At 61.7% G+C, this 19,512-nt stretch carries 17 protein-coding genes; 9 read left to right on the top strand and 8 right to left on the bottom strand.

Features of this window, described 5'->3' with window-relative positions; all coding sequences use genetic code 11:
• Positions 1 to 53 precede the first annotated feature (53 nt).
• The 9 genes from ACOGI5_RS03015 to ACOGI5_RS02975 all read left to right on the top strand — a co-directional run bounded on the left by ACOGI5_RS03015 (position 54) and on the right by ACOGI5_RS02975 (position 9,439).
• Complete coding sequence (locus ACOGI5_RS03015) at positions 54 to 863, top strand: HNH endonuclease (protein WP_419862997.1); 810 nt, start codon at positions 54 to 56, stop codon at positions 861 to 863.
• Between the two features lie 285 nt (positions 864 to 1,148).
• Positions 1,149 to 2,114, top strand: coding sequence for a DNA-methyltransferase (locus tag ACOGI5_RS03010; RefSeq protein WP_419862996.1), 966 nt, complete (start codon positions 1,149 to 1,151; stop codon positions 2,112 to 2,114).
• On the top strand, positions 2,111 to 2,302 hold the full coding sequence (locus ACOGI5_RS03005; RefSeq protein WP_419862995.1) for a hypothetical protein: 192 nt from the start codon (positions 2,111 to 2,113) through the stop codon (positions 2,300 to 2,302). Before ACOGI5_RS03010 ends, ACOGI5_RS03005 begins: the two co-directional genes overlap by 4 nt.
• 25 nt (positions 2,303 to 2,327) lie before the next feature.
• Complete coding sequence (locus ACOGI5_RS03000; RefSeq protein WP_419862994.1) at positions 2,328 to 4,697, top strand: hypothetical protein; 2,370 nt, start codon at positions 2,328 to 2,330, stop codon at positions 4,695 to 4,697.
• A 275-nt stretch (positions 4,698 to 4,972) separates the two neighbouring features.
• A complete protein-coding gene (locus tag ACOGI5_RS02995; RefSeq protein ID WP_419862993.1) occupies positions 4,973 to 5,683 on the top strand; it encodes a hypothetical protein in 711 nt (236 codons plus the stop codon).
• Between the two features lie 410 nt (positions 5,684 to 6,093).
• Positions 6,094 to 7,281 carry an SIR2 family protein gene (locus ACOGI5_RS02990; protein WP_419862992.1) on the top strand — a complete coding sequence of 396 codons (1,188 nt, stop codon included), beginning with the start codon at positions 6,094 to 6,096 and terminating at the stop codon, positions 7,279 to 7,281.
• Positions 7,282 to 7,760: 479 nt separating this feature from the next.
• A complete protein-coding gene (locus ACOGI5_RS02985) occupies positions 7,761 to 8,390 on the top strand; it encodes an SRPBCC family protein (protein WP_419862991.1) in 630 nt (209 codons plus the stop codon).
• 249 nt (positions 8,391 to 8,639) lie between these two features.
• On the top strand, positions 8,640 to 9,080 hold the full coding sequence (locus ACOGI5_RS02980; RefSeq protein WP_419862990.1) for a DUF3800 domain-containing protein: 441 nt from the start codon (positions 8,640 to 8,642) through the stop codon (positions 9,078 to 9,080).
• Positions 8,999 to 9,439 carry a DUF3800 domain-containing protein gene (locus tag ACOGI5_RS02975; RefSeq protein ID WP_419862989.1) on the top strand — a complete coding sequence of 147 codons (441 nt, stop codon included), beginning with the start codon at positions 8,999 to 9,001 and terminating at the stop codon, positions 9,437 to 9,439. Before ACOGI5_RS02980 ends, ACOGI5_RS02975 begins: the two co-directional genes overlap by 82 nt.
• Before the next feature lie 252 nt (positions 9,440 to 9,691).
• On the opposite strand, the gene ACOGI5_RS02970 is transcribed toward ACOGI5_RS02975, so the two are convergent.
• The 8 genes from ACOGI5_RS02970 to ACOGI5_RS02935 form a co-directional block, all read right to left on the bottom strand.
• Positions 9,692 to 10,840, bottom strand: a complete 1,149-nt coding sequence (locus tag ACOGI5_RS02970; RefSeq protein WP_419862988.1) for an acyl-CoA dehydrogenase family protein — start codon at positions 10,838 to 10,840, stop codon at positions 9,692 to 9,694.
• 40 nt (positions 10,841 to 10,880) lie between these two features.
• Positions 10,881 to 11,582, bottom strand: coding sequence for an ABC transporter ATP-binding protein (locus ACOGI5_RS02965; RefSeq protein ID WP_419862987.1), 702 nt, complete (start codon positions 11,580 to 11,582; stop codon positions 10,881 to 10,883).
• Positions 11,566 to 13,443 carry an ABC transporter permease subunit gene (locus ACOGI5_RS02960; RefSeq protein ID WP_419862986.1) on the bottom strand — a complete coding sequence of 626 codons (1,878 nt, stop codon included), beginning with the start codon at positions 13,441 to 13,443 and terminating at the stop codon, positions 11,566 to 11,568. Before ACOGI5_RS02960 ends, ACOGI5_RS02965 begins: the two co-directional genes overlap by 17 nt.
• Entirely contained in the window at positions 13,440 to 14,303 is an 864-nt protein-coding gene (locus ACOGI5_RS02955; protein ID WP_419862985.1) for an ABC transporter permease subunit, read from the bottom strand. Before ACOGI5_RS02955 ends, ACOGI5_RS02960 begins: the two co-directional genes overlap by 4 nt.
• A gap of 110 nt (positions 14,304 to 14,413) precedes the next feature.
• Positions 14,414 to 15,541, bottom strand: coding sequence for an ABC transporter substrate-binding protein (locus ACOGI5_RS02950; RefSeq protein ID WP_419865420.1), 1,128 nt, complete (start codon positions 15,539 to 15,541; stop codon positions 14,414 to 14,416).
• Positions 15,542 to 15,976: 435 nt separating this feature from the next.
• Positions 15,977 to 16,606 carry a response regulator gene (locus tag ACOGI5_RS02945; protein ID WP_419862984.1) on the bottom strand — a complete coding sequence of 210 codons (630 nt, stop codon included), beginning with the start codon at positions 16,604 to 16,606 and terminating at the stop codon, positions 15,977 to 15,979.
• Positions 16,606 to 17,787 carry a GAF domain-containing sensor histidine kinase gene (locus ACOGI5_RS02940; protein ID WP_323671840.1) on the bottom strand — a complete coding sequence of 394 codons (1,182 nt, stop codon included), beginning with the start codon at positions 17,785 to 17,787 and terminating at the stop codon, positions 16,606 to 16,608. The genes ACOGI5_RS02945 and ACOGI5_RS02940 overlap by 1 nt, the downstream gene beginning before the upstream one ends.
• A 65-nt stretch (positions 17,788 to 17,852) precedes the next feature.
• A complete protein-coding gene (locus ACOGI5_RS02935; protein ID WP_419862983.1) occupies positions 17,853 to 19,403 on the bottom strand; it encodes an amidase in 1,551 nt (516 codons plus the stop codon).
• Positions 19,404 to 19,512: the final 109 nt, after the last annotated feature.

Raw genomic sequence — 19,512 nt, 5'->3', positions numbered from 1 at the left:
CCGCGTTCGAAAATGCTCCCGGAGCCGGCGGCCGTCGGCGGTACGGTGCCAGCGTGACCCCCAATCACAGTGCAGAACAGGTCGCGGCCGACAGTGCCGACGAGCGTTCGGCGCGTCTGGGCGTGCTGGCCCGGAGCCTCAAAGTCATTCGCTCGGACAAGTCGTACTTGGCCGCGACGCTGCTTTCTGATGGCAAACGATGGGGTTTCACGTTCCAGTCGAACTTTGCCGGTTTCCCCGACGGCAAGGGACCTGATCACGGAGTCGAGCTGCGCGAGCCGTCGCAGGTCTACCCGGAGAAGATGACCCGCATCTGGGACCGAATGGGCCAGAGCTGGATCGTGGTGAACGAGGACGCAGACTTGGCCGCCTACTTCCAACTCGGCGGGCATGCGCTCCTCGCGGAAGACCTAGCCCATCGTTGCCTTGCCGAGTTCATCCAGCCGCGGGAGTATGCGAACGTCGGCCCGATGGGGTTTCGTCGCCATGACCCGGAATCCCGCGAAGCCCAGCAGTCGCGCCCGCGGCCCCGACAGAGACGGCGGATCCTCGAACGAGATGGCCACTGCTGCCAGAAGTGCGGCAGAGTCCCCGCGGAGGGTGACGACCTGAGCCAGCTTCAAATCCATCACATCAAGTTGTTCAGCAAGGGCGGACCCACTATCGACGAGAACCTCATCACCCTGTGCCGAGGATGCCACGAGGACCTTGACCCGCATGATCAGCCGTGGCTGTTCTGGTACTCCGACGGCCCCATGCGCAGAGCGCTTGACAAACTCAACACAAGAGCTCACGACAAGGGCGTTGAGGCCTTCCGTCGACTTGCCGCTAAGGCCATCAACAATCGCGACCTCCACGAGTAGCAGGCTGCACAGTCTCTTGTTGGTCGATGTCGTTGATCACCCCGAGGCACGCCCCGAAGCCTGCTGCGAACTGTCGAAGGTGCTTTGCGCTTTCGAAACGAGCATGCCGCCATGCAGGAGTTGGCCGAGCCCCGTACGTCCGGTCTCGGTTGGGCACGCCGGCATCTACTGGCGCTGGGTCCCTGAGCCGCGTGTCCAGCCGACCGACGGTACTTCTGGTCGATGAAGTGCGGCCGCACTTCGGATAACTTGAAGTGCGGCCGCACTTCATCGATCGGAGATCCAATGACCAACAACGGCGAAGCCACACATCCCGAAGTCACCGTTCTTAGTGGTGACGCATTCGACCTCATCGACCAGATCGACGATGAGATCGATCTCGTGCTCACCTCACCGCCGTTTTGGGGGTTGCGGTCATATGGTCTCGACCACCGCGAGGATGTTCTCGCGCAATGGAAGGAGGCGGGAAACGACCCAGAGTGCCCTCCTCCGTATTGCTGGTACCGCAAAGCGGGAGGGATTCTGGGCTTGGAGCCGTACCCGCATTGGTACATCGCTCATCTTGTTGAGTTCTTTGAGAAGGCTCGCGGCAAGCTCAGGCAGTCGGGAAGTATGTGGGTCAACCTGGGTGATACGTACTTCGCGCGCTGGAGCAGCATCCGCGACGAGGGCCGACAAGGACTTAGCGAGCGCAGGAGCCGGCGCAGAACACCCTCGGGTGGCTATTTGCGGGACAAGCAGCTGCTGCTCGTTCCCGCCCGATTTGCGATCGCTATGCAGGAATCCGGCTGGATCCTTCGCAACGACATGATCTGGTCAAAGCCGAACGTGATGCCGCGGCCGGAGTCGGACCGGCTAAGGCTGTCGCATGAGCACTGGTTCCACTTTGTGCTCCGGAACTCGCGGGGTCGCCCGAAGTACCACTACGACCTCGCAGGGTGTGAAGAGGGAGCGCGAGATGTGGTCACGGCCCACGCTTGCTCAGGCGAGGGGAACCACTCGGCGACATTTCCGTCGACCGTGGTTCGGCCTCGCATCCTGAGCTCGTGCCCCCCCGGCGGCCTCGTGCTCGACCCGTTCTGCGGTTCTGGCCGGGCGCTGGTTGAGGCACTTGACACAGAGCGGCGGGCAATCGGCTTTGAATTGTCCGAGTCATTCGCGAAACTGGCCCGAGCCAATGTTGCCGACGCGATCTCTCGCAACGGAGACCCCGCGTCGCACGACCTGAAGGGACTGGCAGCTATTCGATGACAGAGCTTCCGGAATCAGCCGATCCTGACACCGCGAAGGTCTTGGAGATTCTTCGCGCTGCGAGACGTGGCTCTCACGACCCCGACGAGGAGCTCGCCGAGATGCTCTCCGAGCTTGAGGGATCTGCCAGCGAACTGGATGCGCAAGAACTCCTCTTAGGACTCGCAGACGATGTTGATTCGAATTAGCACCGACCCATCAGGACCGCTAAGCGTGATTGGCGCGCTTCCTGACGCGCGCCTCGCGATCCTCGAGGGCTACAACGGCATCGGCAAGACTCTGGCGGTCCGGATCTTGGAACTGTGCACCGGGAGCATGCCATACGCGCCGGATTCTCCATCGTGGGAGAGCCTCCGGGAGGGTCTTGGTCATCTAGAAGTTCAAATCGAAGGGCTCCAGGGCGCCGAGCGCGTGACGTGGACGGCTGATAGTGCCAATTGGCAAGCGGGCAGTGGACCGATTCCGCGCGATGACTGGTTTACCTCGATTTCGATCGACGGCAAATCAGCATCTCTCGACGAGATCAGACGCTTGGTCAGAGTCACTCGCCTTGCGGGCGATGAGGATCTCACGCAAACTTTCGCCGCCGAGGCAGAGGCTCGTGCGGCGGACGTGCATCGCTGGGCAGCCAAACATGCCCATTCAGAGTGGGGTCCCCTAAAGCAGTTAGAAGATCTCGCAGGAAATGCTGGTGATTTGCTGTCGAGTGTGTCCATCGCGGACCTCGCAAGGCTTGAATCAGAGGCTGACGAGGCCAAACGACATCTCGCCGAAGCTCGGAGCGAAGTTAGAGCCCTGCAGAATCGCCGGAACTTGATCAACGAGGCACTCGACTTGAGGCGCCGCGTCCACGAGATGCTCGCCAACGAGCCCGTATTGCAACAGGAGCTTGAGGAGATCGACAGGCAGATTGTCGAGCGACAGTTAGAGCTCGATGCGGCCCAAGAAGAGGTGACGCAACTTGCGGCGCAGGCCGGGCGGAGTCGGGAATTGGAACGAGAACTCTTCAACGCGGAACGGACGCGGCGACGGAATATTGACAAACTCGCCGACGCTTGGAGGATCGCGGCGTCGCGTGCTGCTGCGCTAGATGTCGAGAGCGATTCTAGAATCGTCAGAGAAGTCCTAAATGAATTGACTGAGCGCGAGCGGTGGCTTGAGGATCAGCATCACCAGCAGAATCAAGCGCCGGCAATGATGGTACTTCTGGAGTCTCTCTCGAGCGATCTGAACGATGCGGAAGCACGAGGCTTGGGCAATCAAACGGCCATCGACGACGCGGACAGCGGCCTTCAACTCAGCGTGTCTAAGACCCGTGTTGGTATGGCGGCACGTCACCAGTACCTACAGCAGCAACCACCTCCACCTGGGGCCGTAGAGATTGCCCAAGAATTGGAACAAGTCAGTACACGGAAGACGCAAGCTGAGTTGCTCCGGGCCTCGCTGCTCGACGTTGGCCGCTTTCAACGACTCGTCCGTCACAACGAGTCTCGTGTACGCAAAGCGCTCCAACAAGGTGCCGGCGGTGAAGCCGCCGAGGCCCTGGAGCGTGCCAGCGTACGCAGATCTGAGTGCAATCAAGTTCTGCTCGAGCTTGCTGCCAGACGAGCAGCTGTGGCGCAGAGATTGGGAACTGCGGGCAGCGATATGAGTCAGGAAGAACTTCTCACGCGGTTTGACAGGACTCTGGCATCGCTTGAGATTTCGGAGGAGCAAATCGAATCGGAGTTGCATGATATCGACTCACGTTACACGGAGGCTCAATCGGAACTGGGCGAGCTCGATGGCTGGGATCGCAATTGCCGGCAGCGATTACTCCAGGAGAGGACGACGATTCGAAACGCGTTCGAACTACTCCAGAGGGACGCCAATCTGTCGTGGATCCGGTCGGCGATCGACAACCAATCGTCTCGGAATTCAGATGATCTTGAAGATATACACCTAGAATTGAATTCGGCTCAGCGACTTATCCGTGATGTTCTTGAGCGACTCGGAAAGCACCGTAGGCAGCTGGAAGCCATCGAGGCGGCGTTGCAGGGTGTCGCGCGGCAATTGCGAGGGCAGCCTATAAACGCAACGGAATACGTCGAGCAGCTCCAGCATTGGTTGGCAGCATCGTTCAGTGGCCGGCTTAACGACCCACGCGTCCGGCACGAGCTCTTTAGAGATGCGGATGATGACGAAGATATCACTGTCGATCTAGCAACTCGAAGAGTTCATTGGAGCGAGAGCGGGTCCAAGCGGTCGCGTCCGCTGGAGGCCTTTAGCAGTGGTGAACAGGCTTTCGCTTATACGCGCGCCCGTCTTGCGCTACTAGATGACCCGAAGCTGCCAGTAACGAACCGCCTCGTTGTGCTCGATGAGTTTGGCGCGTTCATCGCGCAGCATCTTCTCAGCGGGATGCTCGAATATCTCAAGGAATGGACAAGGGAGCGACAAGGTGTACATGTGCTCCTCATTTTGCCGCTGAGCAATGACTACTCCCAAATGTCGCGAGATTCGATCGGAGAGAGAGCCAAGAGATACGAGTCGCTCGCGAAGCGTGTCGATGACGACGGTTACGCGACTAGGACGATTGTGTGATGATGGATAACGAGTCGCTACTAGGCATATCCGGCAGGATCACGGCCTCTCAAGCTAGCCGACTAATCCAAGATCTTGTTGAAGGATGGCATGCGACCTACGGGCGGCCAGTCGGTGATCTCGAGAACGACCTTGAGATAGCTCGCCAGTGGTTTGACCCGGTAGCACAGGGTCAAAGGTTGAGACGCGAAATTGCCAACTTGAATTCGATGCCTAAGCATCTCGCATCGCTTGTGCCACCGCTTGCACTTAGCGTGGGACATCACCGATGGCTCGTGACACCAGAGGGGCGTTGTGCCCTGGAACTACTGAAGAGCTTGTCTGCCGATCAAGAAGCCCACTATGTGACAACAACACAACTCAGTATTTACGAGCGACGCCTCGCTCGACTCTATCGCGATTGGTCTCGACACCGCTTGAATTCAGTGTTGGCATTGCTCGAAGGAACCAACAAACCCTTGCAGATTCCAGCTGCGGGAATAGTCGTTGCGCTGTTGGTTAACCGCTCAACAAGCCGAGACCGCGCCCTTATTCGATTCGCCGCAGATCCTGAACGTAGTGTCATCAACAAGGCATTCTTTTCTCCAGTGCAGGCTTTTGCTGATGTGTTGTCACCAAATAGACGGCGCAGCGACATCAGTGAGCAGCTAATCAGTGGATGGATGCTCTATGAGGCTCGCAGGCGAATTGGGACGGCGATCGTAATAGACGAAGGGCGCGATAACGAACACGATTCCATTTGGATCGAAGCCGACAGCGAGGCACTAGTTGTCGACCTCGTAGCACGCGATCTGGTCAGAGGTCATCGAACTCGCGTTGGGCCGGATCTGTTCGTGGAGGCATTCGATCGGCTGGTTCACGAGCTGCGTCGCGCGAGTCGAGCGCTCGCGGGCTTTGGACTGGCACATGAACGCCCGAGAGACACACAAAGGTTACGTCAACTCTTTGATCACCAGCTGCGCCGTCATATCGAAGCGAGCACATGACGACACCGGTCACTTGGTTTGAGCTCGGCCAAGCCATAGCCGAGGCACATACGCGGCGGATGGCTGAGGGGATCACAGTTGTTCCGGTAATACTTGACGATGCCCACGCAGCGAGACCGATTCTGCGGGCTCTTGCTGAAACTCATGATGGTTGCCTTCTAGACGCGACCAATCAAGACGTTGACAGTGAGCACCATTGGAATCTGCATAAGCCGGTACCCGGTACAAGAGACCCTAACCGGCGTAATGCGATTGAGGTCACGTTGTCAAGATCTGATCGGAGAGTTGTACTCGCGGAACAGGAAGATGGCACACTAGACGCGAGATTCCTAGGTTCAGATGAGTCAGAAACGCTGAGCGCGGGGGATCAAATGCTGCACGCCATAGCGAGGGGTGCCGCGCACCGACACTTGGATGACTACGAATTCGCGATATTGGTATATTCGAATGGACCGCTGGATGCTCGTGCCGAGGAAGCAGCTTGGAATCTCATCATGCAGAGGATTCATGGCTCGCAGCGCGCGATCCCTCAAACTCTTATTCTGGCTATCGAATCTGGCATCGATATCGCAACCCACTGCCAGCCGGAAACGGGTTTTCGCTATGCCATTGAGCATGGACAGCTCGTGCGCCGGCGAGGTAAGCAGCACTTGCGTCAGGCGACCGCACAGATCGCCGAACAGTGTAGATCCTCGCCTGTAGTACTTCTGCTAGGGGCCGGCTTCAGTGTCTCGTCCCGACTGCCCCTTGGGGATGAGTTACGCGACAATGCCATTATGCGTCTATTGAATGATCCGTCGTTAGAAAGTCTCGACTCAATTGATTTAGGTGTTGAGTTTCATACGTGGCTATCTGAGCTGTCTAGCACTCCTGAGTGGATTTCTCGAGAAGAGCTATTGATGGACCCGCGCGAATTCGCTAGTGGGCTTACTCTAGAACGAGTACTTGTAGTGGAAGAGCAGTTCCGTCCGGAGCTGCCAACGCTGCAAGAGTTCAAAGATCGTCACGACGAGATTGTCGATAGCCCCGGGCCATCAGTCGTTCATCTCGCGAAAATCTTAGAGTCTTGGGATGCGAAATTGATTGTCGCCCAACTGAACTTCGACTGTCTGTTGGAGAGAAACACGTCCGCGCCGTTGAAACCCTTCATTTCGGATGAAGAGTTTGGTGACGCAGTTAGCTATATTGAACGCTACTGCAATGGAGATGAAGACTCTGTTCCGCTGCTCAAGTTGCATGGCACGATAGACGAGATCGAAACATGCGTGGCAACTCAGGATCAAACGAATCGCGGCCTCGCTACTACGAAGTTTCGGACGCTGATTTCGTTGCTTGATCTCTCACAGAGCCCCTTACCTTGGATTTATATCGGGGCGAGTATGCGCGATCGTGATCTGCTGCAAACCTTGAACGGGCAACAGTTTGCCAAAGGGCTGGACGAGCAATGGGTAATACCGTATATCGTGCGATCATTGAAGAAATTTGGAGATGAGCGCGAACCGCACTGGAAGGATAGTGGCTTGCGGGGTCTTGAACCCAGAGTGATTACCGAAACGAGCGATGCATTTTTTGAAATGCTAGCGGAGTCTGAGTTCTAACTGTTGACCATTGATGGCTACCACAGGGTGCAGTGAATATACGTTGTTGCCTGGAATTGATCGGAAGCTTTCGAATTGACTAGGTGTGTTCACGGTACATCCGGCGTCGCGGTGATTCGACGGTCGCAGTGGATGCTCGGAACAGGAGGGCTTTAGCAGCCGCAATCATCGGTAGCGCAGACTGGCCGTGTCACTGGGTTTGTCCGACGTCCTGGAACCGTGTTTTCGGCGTTCGTCCAGCACTGCTCGTCTATCTCAAGGACGCCTGTTTTGGTGGCGCCCCTCGCTTCCTAGGCACCGAGTCGGACGGCTCGATGGTGCTCGACTTGGTCGAGGGGTGGGTGCCGGCCGAGGCCGAGTGCTGGCGGCTGGGTCGCGGCGAGCTGGCGTCAATGGAGAGCTGTTCGGGCCTATCACGACTGCGTCGCGGGGTTCGCTTCAGGGACCGACTTCGAGGAGGGCCCTTCGGGAGGCATGCGATGTGGGACCTCGCGCACGCCGTGTGGCAGTTCGCCCCTGTCTGTGACGATGCCGATGGGTGGCTGGGTGGCTGGCCGAGCCCGCCCGACCGGTCGGCGCGCATCGCGGCGCTGGTGGACGGCTACCGGCTGGGCGCCGGGCGGGGTGCGGTTGGAGGGCGCCTGGGTGCTCGGGGGCACAATGTGCCGTCGAGGAGACACGTCATGGCGCAGGCATTCTCGGTCGAAGAGATCATCGGTCACCCGGCTCCGCACGTGTGGGCCGCCCTGGTCGACTGGCCGAACGCTCACCGGTGGATGCCCGGGATCGACACGATCGCCGCCGACGGCCAGACCGCCGAAGGCACCCGGCTGACGTTCCGCGCTCGTGGCAAGGATCGCTCCAGCACCATCGTGGGATGCGTCGCCGGGCAGTCGATCGTGCTGCGTTCGGTTCAGGGCGGCGTGAGGGCGGACTACGCCTACGAGGTCCACCCCCACGATGAGGGCACCTCACGGGTCACGCTGACCGCCGACTGCCAGAGCACGGGCGTGCTGTGGCGTGTGATGTGGCCCCTGCTGCGCATCGCCATCAGAGCGTCAGACGCCAAGCAGCTCAGACTCCTGCGGGCCACGCTCGAAGACGCCTGACCGTCCGGGCTGCGGGCGGCTGCCAGCTGGGCGCCGAGCGGGCCGATGAACTCGCAGACGTGGTGGTGGAGGTGATCGCCGCCGCCGAGATTGTCCAACCCGAAGGTTGGCCACCAGGCTCTTGAGAAAACCATTCGTGTCGTCTCGGAAGTCGACAGTACGGTGCGACGGCAGTGTGTATCCTGCTTGCAGCGGAGAGGACCCGAGCATTCGGTGCCGTGAGCTTGCTCCTCTGCTGACTCGCAGAACGTGCCCCGCTTCGGCGGGGCACGAACGCGTTTGGGAGTCAGTTTGTATCTCTGCTTTGTTGACGAGTCGGGATCACACGGCGCCAGTCCCGTGTTCGTGGTCGGAGGAATCATTGTCCACGAGGAAGATGCCTGGCATCTGCAGCAGCGCCTTGACAAATTCTTGTTTCGAAAGCTCCGCCCTCTGGGCCTCGACCACACCATGTACGAGCTTCACGCGACGGAGATGTGGCGTGGTCGCAAGAGGTGGAGGAATGTCGCCGAAGCAGATCGCCGCCGGGTACTCGCAGGCGCCTACGCGACACTTGCCGTTACGCGCCGGTCAACCCTGAACGGCCGTGGCGCCTCATCGGCGCAGTCATGGAGCGGGATCCCCAGAACCAGAAGCTCAGGGCGTACGAACTGCTCACGAAGAAGTTCGACGATTTCGTGTACCGCATGAGCCGTCAGGGCCACCAGCAACGAGGGCTCATCGTCCACGATCAGAGCAGTGTCGAGGGAAGGCTGCAGAACTGGACGAATCAGTGGCGCACCGCGAGCAGTTCGCTCGGCCAGCTGCGCAACCTTGCCGATGTTCCGCTGTTCGCCGATTCCCGGGCAACGAGAGCCCTCCAAGCCGCTGATCTCGTCGCGTACGCGCTGTTCAGGTACTACTCGAAACCTGGCGGGCGCCCCGATGAGCGCTATGCGCGCCGTCTCTGGCCTCAGTTCGATGCTGACCGCGGTCGCATGCACGGCCTCATCCACGACAGTGACTACTTCGGCAGCTGCCAGTGTCCCGCCTGCGCCAGCCGGCGATGAGTGAGCGCTTCTTCAGTCAACGGTGATCCTCGACGCCGGGCGGCGTGCGGATGGGGGACACCCGGGTGCTCGGGGGCACAATGGGCCGTCGAGGGGACACGTCATGGCGCAGGCATTCTCGGTCGAGGAGATCATCGGTCACCCGGCTGACGTTCCGCGCTCGTGGCAAGGATCGCTTCAGCACCATCGTGCGATGCGTCGCCGGGCAGTCGATCGTGCTGCGCTCGGTTCAGTGCGACGGGTGCGCGCCGGCTAACCCGCTTGCCCGAGTCCGAGTTCGCGCGAGATCACGATCCTCTGGATCTCGCTGGTGCCTTCGCCGATTTCCAAGATCTTCGCGTCGCGATAGAACCGCGCCACAGGGGTTTCGTCAATGAAGCCATACCCGCCGAAGACCTGCGTCGCTTCTCGGGCCGCGGCGACTGCCGCCTCGGTGGCGTAGAGCTTGGCGATAGCCGCTTCCTTCTTGAACGGCAGCCCTGCGTCTTTGCGTGCCGCGGCCGCATAGGTCACTTGTCGAGCGGTTTCCACGGCTACCGCCATGTCGGCGCATTTGAATGCGACTGCTTGGTTGCTGCCGATCGGCCGGCCGAACGCCATTCGCTGGTTCGCATACGCCGTGCATTCTTCGAGGCAGGCTTGAATCAGTCCGACTGCGAGTGCCGAGATGGCGATCCGCCCGTCATCGAGGGTCGCCAGGAACTGCTGGAAGCCGCGGCCAGGCGCCCCGAGGAGGTTGGATTCGGGCACCCGACATCCGTTGAACAACAGCCCATGAGTGTCCGATGCGTGCCATCCCATCTTGTGGTACGCCGGCTCCACGATGAAGCCGTCAGTGCCCGACGGCACGATGAAGGTTGAGATGCCGTCGGCGGTTCGCGCAGTCACGTTGACCACGCTGGTGATGTCCGTGCCCGAGTTCGTGATGAAGCACTTCGATCCGTCGATCACCCAGTGCGGCTCTCCGCCCGCAGTGTCGAGCGAGGCCCGCGTCTTGGTTGCGCCGGCGTCCGAACCAGCGTCCGGCTCCGTCAGTCCGAATCCGGCGAGTGCTTGACCGGCCACGAGGTCGGGCAGGAACTCCTCCTTCTGCGCGTCCGATCCGAATTCGAAGATCGGTTTTGCGCCCAAGCAGACCCCGGCTTCAAGCGTGATGCCGAGCGATTGATCCGCGCGGCCGATTTCCTCGATGGCGATGCACAGCGTCGTGAAATCCGCGCCTGCTCCGCCGTACTCCTCCGGGAAGATGAGGCCGAAGAGCCCGAGATCGCCCATGTCCTTGACGGTGTCGGTCGGAAACGTGTGGTCGAGATCCCACTGCGCTGCACTGGGTTTGATCTCGGCGTTCGCGAAGTCACGGACGACGGCCCGGAACTGGTCTTGCTCCTCAGTGAATTGCATATTGCGTCGCGCTCCGTCGGTGAGATGTTGGGGCAGTTGCCTAAAGGGCCAGAAATGTGCGTTGGAGGTCGCGGTCGTCGTGGAGTTCGGCAATGGCGACGTTCTCGATGATCTCGCCCTTGTCCATGATCAGGCCGCGTTCCGCGATGCGAGCCGCGAAGTCGAGGTTCTGTTCGACGACGAGCACGGTGATCCCTCGTGCGAGATTGATGTGGTCGATGGCCTCGGCGATTTCGTCGAGGATGGAGGGCTGAATGCCTTCAGAGGGTTCGTCGAGGAGCAGCAATTTCGGCTCGGAGACGAGTGCTCGTGCGAGGGCCAGGATTTGCTGCTGACCGCCTGACAGGCTGCCGCCGCGAGCCCGTTGGCGCTCCGCGAGCAGGGGGAACTCGTCGTAGACCTCGTCGATCTTCGCATCGGCCGAACCGCGAACTGCTGCGGCGCCGACCTTGAGGTTCTCCGCGACGGTGAGCTTGGGAAAGATGTCGCGTCCTTGGGGTACGTGGGCGATTCCCAGTCGGGCTCGTTCATGGGGCCGCAGCGGCATCAGATCGGTTCCCTGGAACGTGAGCGTCCCGCCCGTGGGACTGATTTCGCCGCTGAGCGCACGCATGAGCGTCGTCTTGCCGACGCCGTTGCGGCCGAGGATGGCGGCTCGCTCGCCTGCGGCAAGGGAGAGGTTGATGCCGTGCAGCACCGCTGCAGACCCGTAACCGGCTCTCAGGTCACTCGCCTGCAGCATCGGCGTGCCTTCCTCCTAGGTAGATGTCGATGATTCGTTCGTCCCTCGAGAGCTGTTCGAAGCTGCCTTGGGCGAACAACGAGCCCATGTGGAGCACGGTGATGGGTGCGTCCAAGCGGCGTACAAATTCCATGTCGTGCTCGACGACGATGACAGAAGCGCGTGCGCCCATTTCGGTGACCAGCGCCGCGGTGCGTTCTGTCTCGCCGCGTGTCATTCCGGCCGTCGGCTCGTCGAGCAGTACGACGCTGGGTTCGCCGGCGACAACCATGCCGATCTCCAGCCACTGCTGCTGGCCGTGAGACAGTGTCCCGGCAGGGCGTTCGGCGTCGCCCCGCAACCCCAGCCATGCGAGAAGCTCCGATGAGCGAGTCTGGGACGATTCGATGTTGCGGGACTTTGCGTAAGAGGCCAGCCAGAGGTTCTCTCGGGTCGTCAGGGCTGCATAGATCGATGCGACCTGCAGCTTGATCCCCACGCCGCCTCGCGCCCGGCGGTAGGGATGCCACTTGGTCAGGTCGTGATCGTCGAGGGTGACCGCTCCGGAGGTGGCTCGCAACTGACCAGAGAGCAGGGCGAGCAGGGTGCTCTTGCCGGCCCCATTAGGTCCGATGAGACACGACACTCCCTGAGACGGGAAATCCAACGTGACGTCATCGACTGCCGCTAGACCGCCGAACTGCTTGGTGACGCCTTGGACGGCAATCCGGTGCCCCCGATACTCCGAACTGTGGTGGGGGAATACGTCCGAGACATCGTCACCGTTCTGCAATGGCACCGGTCCACCGGCCGCAGGCGGCTGGTCGCGGCTGGCCAGCGTCGCGGAAATCCGGCTCCGCATCCGTCCGAGGCCGGGGACGATCCCTCCGGGCAGTGCCAGGACGATCACGATCAACAGCAGCCCGAGAACGATCGGTTCGTTGTCTCCGCTCGCTCCGCCGAACCACGATGAGAACCCTTTGACAACCAGCACGCCGATGAACGCCCCTGCGACGCTGGTTCGGCCCCCGACCAGCACCCAGATCACGACCAGCGCTGCAGGAGCGAGCGAGAAGACCGGCGGGCTGATGAACCTGCCCCACGCTGCGAAGAGCGCGCCCGCGAAACCGGCGATGGCCCCGCCGATAGTGAACAGAGCGAGCTTGTGTCGGCGGACGTCATAGCCGAGCAACTCGGTGCGCAGCTCGTTGTGCTGCAAGGCGACCGAAATGCGGCCGAACGGCCTGCGAGCGATGATCCGAACGACCACAGCGATAACGAGACCCGCGGCGGCGCACACCAAGAAGAACTGTGTGCGGGTGAGCACATAGCTCTCCGCGCCGGGCAGCCGCACCGTGAGCCGGGGAATGCGGGTCATGCCGTTGTATCCGCCGAATGGCGCGTCACCAATGCGATACGCGGTGCCTGAGGTCGAGTTGACGAACGCGAACAACACCAAGCTGGTGGCCAGCGTGATGATCGCCACGTACACGTCGGTGACGTTGCCGTAGAACATGAAGTAGCCGAGCAGCGCGGCGACGATCGTCCCCGCCGCAATGGCGGCCAGTACTGCGGTGACCGTCTCGCCGGTGTTGTCAGCGAGATTGATGGCCCAGAACCCGTAGGTGTAACCACCGACGCCATAAATGGCCGCTTGGCCGAGGCTGAAGATCCCTCCTTGGCCCCATACCAGCGTGAGAGACAGAGCGAGGATCGCTTGGGTGGCCCACAGAGTCCACTCGAAGGCCGTGAACTCCTCGACCAGGTTGGCCAGCACGGCGACAACAGCAAACGCGGCTGCGGCTGCGGCTGCGTCGTTTCGCATCGAACCGCGAGCGGTGCCTGCTTGGTGGGAGCGCAACAGCGCCGTGAGAGCCTTCATCGAAGGCTCCGTTGGCCAGTGAGGCCCTGGGGCATGAAGCGCAGGATCACGATCGCAGCGATCAGCAACATGGCTTGCCCGATGACCGGCGTGAACAGACTCGTGCTGACGTTCTCGATGAACCCCAGCAGCCCACTGGCAGAAACCGGGCCGGCCACGAAGGCAGGCCCGCCGACGATCACCGTCATGAACGAGCGGGCCACATACGTCTGGCCCATGGTGGGAATGACACCCACGAGGGGGGCCAGCACTGCACCCGCTGCACCAGCAAGCGAGGCGCCGAACCCGAACGTCCACATGTTGATCCGGGACGTGTTGACGCCGAGACTCTCGGCCATCGTCGGCGACTGCACCGACGCACGCGCGTGCAGCCCGTAGCGGGTGTGGCGCATGACGGCGTAGGTGACCAGCACACACGTCACGGCTGCCCCAATGAGCACGACGTTGTAGGTCGACATCGAGTAGTCGCCGACATCGAAGTTGCCGACCGGTACTGCGATGCCTTCAGTAACCGATCCGTAGATGTTCTCGATGACCTGCACCATGACCAACGACAGGCCCCAGGTAGCCAGCATCGTGTCCGCCAGACGGGCGTAGAGCCATCGGATCAGCAAACGCTCGACGATGATGCCGAACACCCCGACTGCCACTGCCGCGGTCAGCATCGCGACCCAAATGTTGAGTCCGTTGCGAACCCCGGTGAGCGTGGCGAACGCCCCCAGCATGATGAACTCGCCGTGAGCGAGATTGATGATCCCCCTCATGCCGAAGGTGACCGCCAACCCGACCGACACCAAGGCCAGCACCGAGATCGTCGTCGCGAGGCCGAAGCCGAGGTTGAAAAGTCGATCGAAGGCCATCGGCTCTGAGCGCTCCGTTGTTCTTCAGGTTCAGAACACAGCCGCAGGAAGGCGCCGAGGGGTGTTGGCGCCTTCCTGCGACTGGATGTCGCCAGCTCCGCAGCTTGGGATCAGGGAGTGAACTGCTGGTTCGTGTCGGGGCTGGCGATGAGATCGCAGACGTCCTGCTCGAACGACGGCGGGATGTTGTCGAACGTCTCGAAGACGTCGAAGCCGTTGCTGGAATTGGCCCGGGCCAGACTCACTGGCTGGACCAGGTGGTGCGAACCCCCGTCCAGACTCACCTCGCCCTTCGGGCTGGAGAAGCTGACGCCGCTTTCGAGCTGAGCGATCACAGCATCGCGGTCCAATGTCCCTGCTGCGTTCACTGCGTCAGCCCACAGGTGCCACCCCTCCCAGACGTACACAGCGAGGTCGGTGATATAGGGGTAGTCGCTGCCGAACTCGCCGTGCCATGCAGCGACGAATTCCCCGTTGGCCGCGGTGTCGAGCTCTTCGAAGTACGGATAGGCGACGATGATGCCTTCAGAGGAGGCTGCATCGAGCGCCACCTGCTCGCTGCCCAGACCGAACGTCGTTGACACGATCGGGATATCGGCGTTGACCCCGGCCGCGTTGTACTGGCTGTAGAACGACATGTGAGCGCCCCCGACCAGCAGCGAAACGACCGCATCGGGATTCGCGTCCTGCACTTCTGAGATCGTGGTGCCGAATTCGGCCACGTCGAGCGGGAAGAAGTCCTCGCCCACGATCTCGCCGCCGTTGGCGGCCGCATATTCGCGGACCCAGTCCGCCGAGATCTGGCCGTAGTTGTAGTCCGCCGCAAGCACGTACAGGCGCGGCCCCATGTTCTCGATGGCCCACGGGATCAGAACCTGGAGCTGCTGGGTTGGCACGACGCCGGTGACGAACGTATTGCGGTCGCAGACCCCGCCCTCATAGAGGACGTTGTAGAAGTACAGCAATTCGGCTTCGTCGAAGATCGGACGAATTGCCTCACGCGACGCGCTGGTGATGCCTGCATGGACCACCGCGAGGTCTTCGGCCACCAGCCGGTCGGCGCCGGCGATGTACTCGTTCTGATCGGACTTCGAGTCGAGAGCCACAAGCTCGAGTTGGCGACCGAGCACACCGCCTTTCGCATTGATGTCGGCGATCGCGAGCCGCGTCGCGTCAGCCATCGGCGTGCCGTATATGTTCAGCGGCCCGGTTTCGTCGAGGAGGCTTCCGACTCGAATCGGTTCGGTATCCGCTGGAGCAGCAGGTTCGTCCGCGGCAGTGTCATCCGCTTCGTCGGCAGCCGTGGTCTCTGGGGCCTCGGCCGCCGTATCTGCGGTTCCCGCGTCCGCGGCCGCTGCAGTGTCTGCGGCCGGTTCGGCGTCATCATCACTGCTGGTGCAAGCCGCCGCCGTCAGCGCAAGTGCGACGATTGCGACGGCGAGTCTGGATAGGCGACTGCGGGCGCTGCGCCCGGTCACGCTCGGATTTGCAGACATAGGAACTGGCCTCCCCTTCGTGACGCTTCAGCCGTCGACCGCGGTCGCCGCTCGCCACGGCTCCTACGGCGCGATCGGCTTGATGCGTGTTCTGGGCAGTGCTTATGGCCCTGATACGAGTCGCCAACACACGCGATTGCAGGGTTGGGCGGAATTACCCGCGAATGCAGGTACGCGCTAGAGCAGTCGCAACTCGCGGGCTACCGCCACGGCTTCGATGCGGTTGCGAGCGTGCAGTTTCGACAGCAGCGCTTGTGTGTAGCTGCGCACCGTGTTCTCGGCCAGATGCAACTCGGCGGCGATCTCCTTGCTGGTGCGTCCCAGTGCCATCACGCACAGGACCTCGTATTCGCGCAGGGTCAGCGACTCGTAGACGCCGCCTTCATCTCCGAGCCGCAGCGCACGAGCTTTCGGGTCGACGACCAGCGACGGATCGACGTAGATCTCGCCGGTCATCACGCGACGCAGTGCATCGACCAGATTGCTGGCGTCCTTCAGCACGACTCCTACCGCGCCAGCGTTCAGGCAGGCTCGCAGCGGCTCCCGATCGTCAAAGGCGGTATGAATGATGATGCGAGACGTCCGCGAAGCGTCGGCCAGCAGCCGGCACAGGTGCGGTGCGAAGCTGTCCCCCAGCTTGAGGTCCAACAGCACTAGGTCAGGCCCGAGCGATTTCGCGAGCGCCACCCCATCGGTCCCGTTTGTGGCCTCGCCGATCATGGTGAATTCCGTCTGGCCGGCCAACAGCTGGCGGACTCCGTCGATCACAACCGGATGGTCGTCGATCACCAGGACTGAAGCGGTCATCAGTGCTCGCCGACGGGCATGGTGATGCGGACCGTTGTCCCGCCGTCCTCTCCAGGCCGCACCTCTAGGTCGCCGCCTTGGCGTTGTGCTTGTCGCAACATCGAGGCCAAGCCCCAGTGTCGATCGCCGGACGGAATCACGAGGAGCTCGAATCGTTCTGGCAGCCCGTGGCCGTCGTCCTGAATCACCAGCGAGACTTCTGCGTCTCGGAATTCCAGCGTTGCGACGACCATGGATGCCTGCGCGTGTTGTTCGATGTTGAAGAAGGCTTGGCGGGCGATGCTGACGAGCGCAGCCTCGACTCGTTGCGGCAACGGACGAATGGCGCCCCGCACGACGAAGTGCGCCATGAGTCCCGATCTGGCTGCTAAGTCGTCTATTTCGCTTTGAAGCGCAACTGTGGCGGACTCGTTGGAATCGCCGGGCTCGGTGACATTGAATGCCTGGCGCATTCGTTGGGTCGCTTCTTGGGCCTGGCGCTCGATGCGCTCGGCGATCGCGGACTGGCTCCCATTTCCTCCGTCTCGCAGACACTGAGCAGCCACGCTGATCGAGAACAGCAGCTGGCTGACGTCATCGTGGAGATCGGTCGCAATGCGCTGACGTTCAGCGTCGACGTGTCGACGGATGGCTGTGGCGGCTCGAATCGACGCAGCCATCATTGGCGCCAGGTTGATCGCCGCTTCTTCGAGCAGCACTTTGGATCTGTCGCCGATAGACCCGATAGAGCGCAGCCCGCCGTAGAGGATCCCTACGAGTTCGTCGTCGTACTCGACGGGCACAGCCACCATGCCGCCGAGCCCTTCAGCGGACACGACATCGGCGAAATGGTTCGTGATGCGCGGATCTGTGGTGTAGTTCTCCACCTCGATCGGTCGGCGCTCGATCATCACCCGGCCGCCCATGCCCTCGCCCGCCGAGACCTGAACTTGGCGAAAGCGGTCGGTGCGTGCTCCATGAACACCGCGCATCGCGTAGTGCGACAAGCCGTCGCGTACGGCCACCGACACAAGAGGAAGTCCCAGGAGTCGATGCAGCAGCGTCGCGGTGCGCTGGGCGAGCGCTCCTGGATCGAGGAATCCAATCAGCGTCTCGCTGAGGTCCGCGAGCCGTTCGAGATCCTCTAGGCGGGCAGCTTCACTGCCTCCAATGCCGTTGCCCCCCGGCCTGACTTCAGCCATGGCTCCCTCGCGCTCCGAGACCGATGGTTCCCCAATCAATAGAGCACGATTCGTGTGCCCTTCGTTCAGCCGTCGAGCCTTTCCTTTGCCATCGGAGATAGGGCGAATCCGCCCACCAGCTTTTCATAGGCCCGGCCCACCCGAATCAGCGTGCGCTCGTCCCACCGTCTGCCCACAATGCTCATGCCCACAGGCATTCCGCCGCCTGCGGCGACCGGAATCGTCAGGTCAGGATTGCCCGTCACGTTTGAGACCGCCGTATTGGGGATCATCTCCAGCGCACGTGCCACGTACTCGTCGATTGGGGCGTCGCTCGAGGGAATCTTCGTTGCCGGGAACGGCAGCGTCGGGTAGCACAGCACGTCATAGTCAGCGAGCGCGGCGTCCACGGCAGCGTTGATCTTCGGGCGGACGTTGGAAGCGCGGGCATAGGCCCCTCCACCTGTGTGCGAGAACGTGTGCTCAGCACATAGGAGCACGAACTTGAGCGTTTTGGATGTCAGCTCAGCGTGTGCCCTCCAACCACGATGTGTGTGCTCGATCTGCTCGGGATCGAACCGACCCCGGTAGTTCATGCCGTAGCCATTGCCGCGGATCATCTGCCACATTGCTCCATCAGTGGCGATGACGTTCCAGACGTGCAGCGCGTCTCGGTGCTCGGGCACCGAGACGCTCTCAACGGCCGCTCCTGCGTCCGCGAGGCGACCGGCGGCGGCTTCCACGAGTGCGTCCGACACCGGATCGCTGAGCCCTTCCCAGCCGAATCCCTCGGCGACGACTCCGATCTTGAGCCCGTCGATGCCGTCGTCCATGCCGTCGGAATAGTTGATGCCCGATGGCGCGTGCGGTTGGCGCGGATCGTTGCCGTCAGGACCCGCGATCGCTGTCAGGAACGTTGCGAGATCATCCATGTTCCGGGCTATCGGCCCCAGATGATCGATGGTCCATTCGATCGGATAGGCCCCGGTGTAAGGAACCAGGCCAAAGGTGGGCTTCAGCCCGACGTTGCCGCAGAACGCGGACGGCATCCGGATCGATCCGCCCTGGTCGCCGGCGATGGCCATGTCCACCTCGCCGGCCGCGACGAGCGCGCCGCTTCCGCCTGACGATCCCCCTGAGGTGCGTGAGGTGTCCCAAGGGTTGCGAATGGGGCCCGTCGCGCAGGTGTGGCTGGCTCCCGAAAAGCAGAGGTCTTCGCAGGCCGACTTTCCGAGGATTCGGCCGCCTGCCGCAAGGATGCGCGAGACAACCGTGGCGTCGATTGTCGGCACGTAGCCCTCGACGATTCGAGAACCGTTCATCATCGGAACACCCGCCACGGCCACGTTGTCCTTGATGGCGAACGTCTTGCCTGACAGAGGTCCCGAATCGATGTCTTGGAGGTCGCATCGCACATACCAGGCGCCGAGCTCGTTGTCGGCATCGTCTGGCCGGTAGCTGCTGCGGTCGGGAGCCTCGGGCTTGGACCCGTCGTACATCGCATCGACGTACTCGTATGAACCCAACGCGCCTGCGATCAGCGCCTGATACACCGAGAGCTCGTCGTCATGAAGCCCCAGACTCCAGCGCTGCGAAATCTCGCGCAGCTCATCCAGATCGGGTACTGGAACGGCCACCGCTACCCCCGTGTCGTCCGTCTTCGCGACCCCTTTCAGGGCCGAGCCGCTCGCAGCGTAAGTTCGCCCGCGAACGCCATGTCACCTGCAATTGCGGGTATCTGGAACT

The sequence above is a fragment of the Candidatus Poriferisodalis sp. genome (genome assembly GCF_965208925.1).
Lineage (GTDB): Bacteria > Actinomycetota > Acidimicrobiia > Acidimicrobiales > Poriferisodalaceae > Poriferisodalis.
The sequence above is the reverse complement of the archived record's forward strand: the minus strand, read 5'-3'. Positions and strand labels throughout refer to the sequence as shown.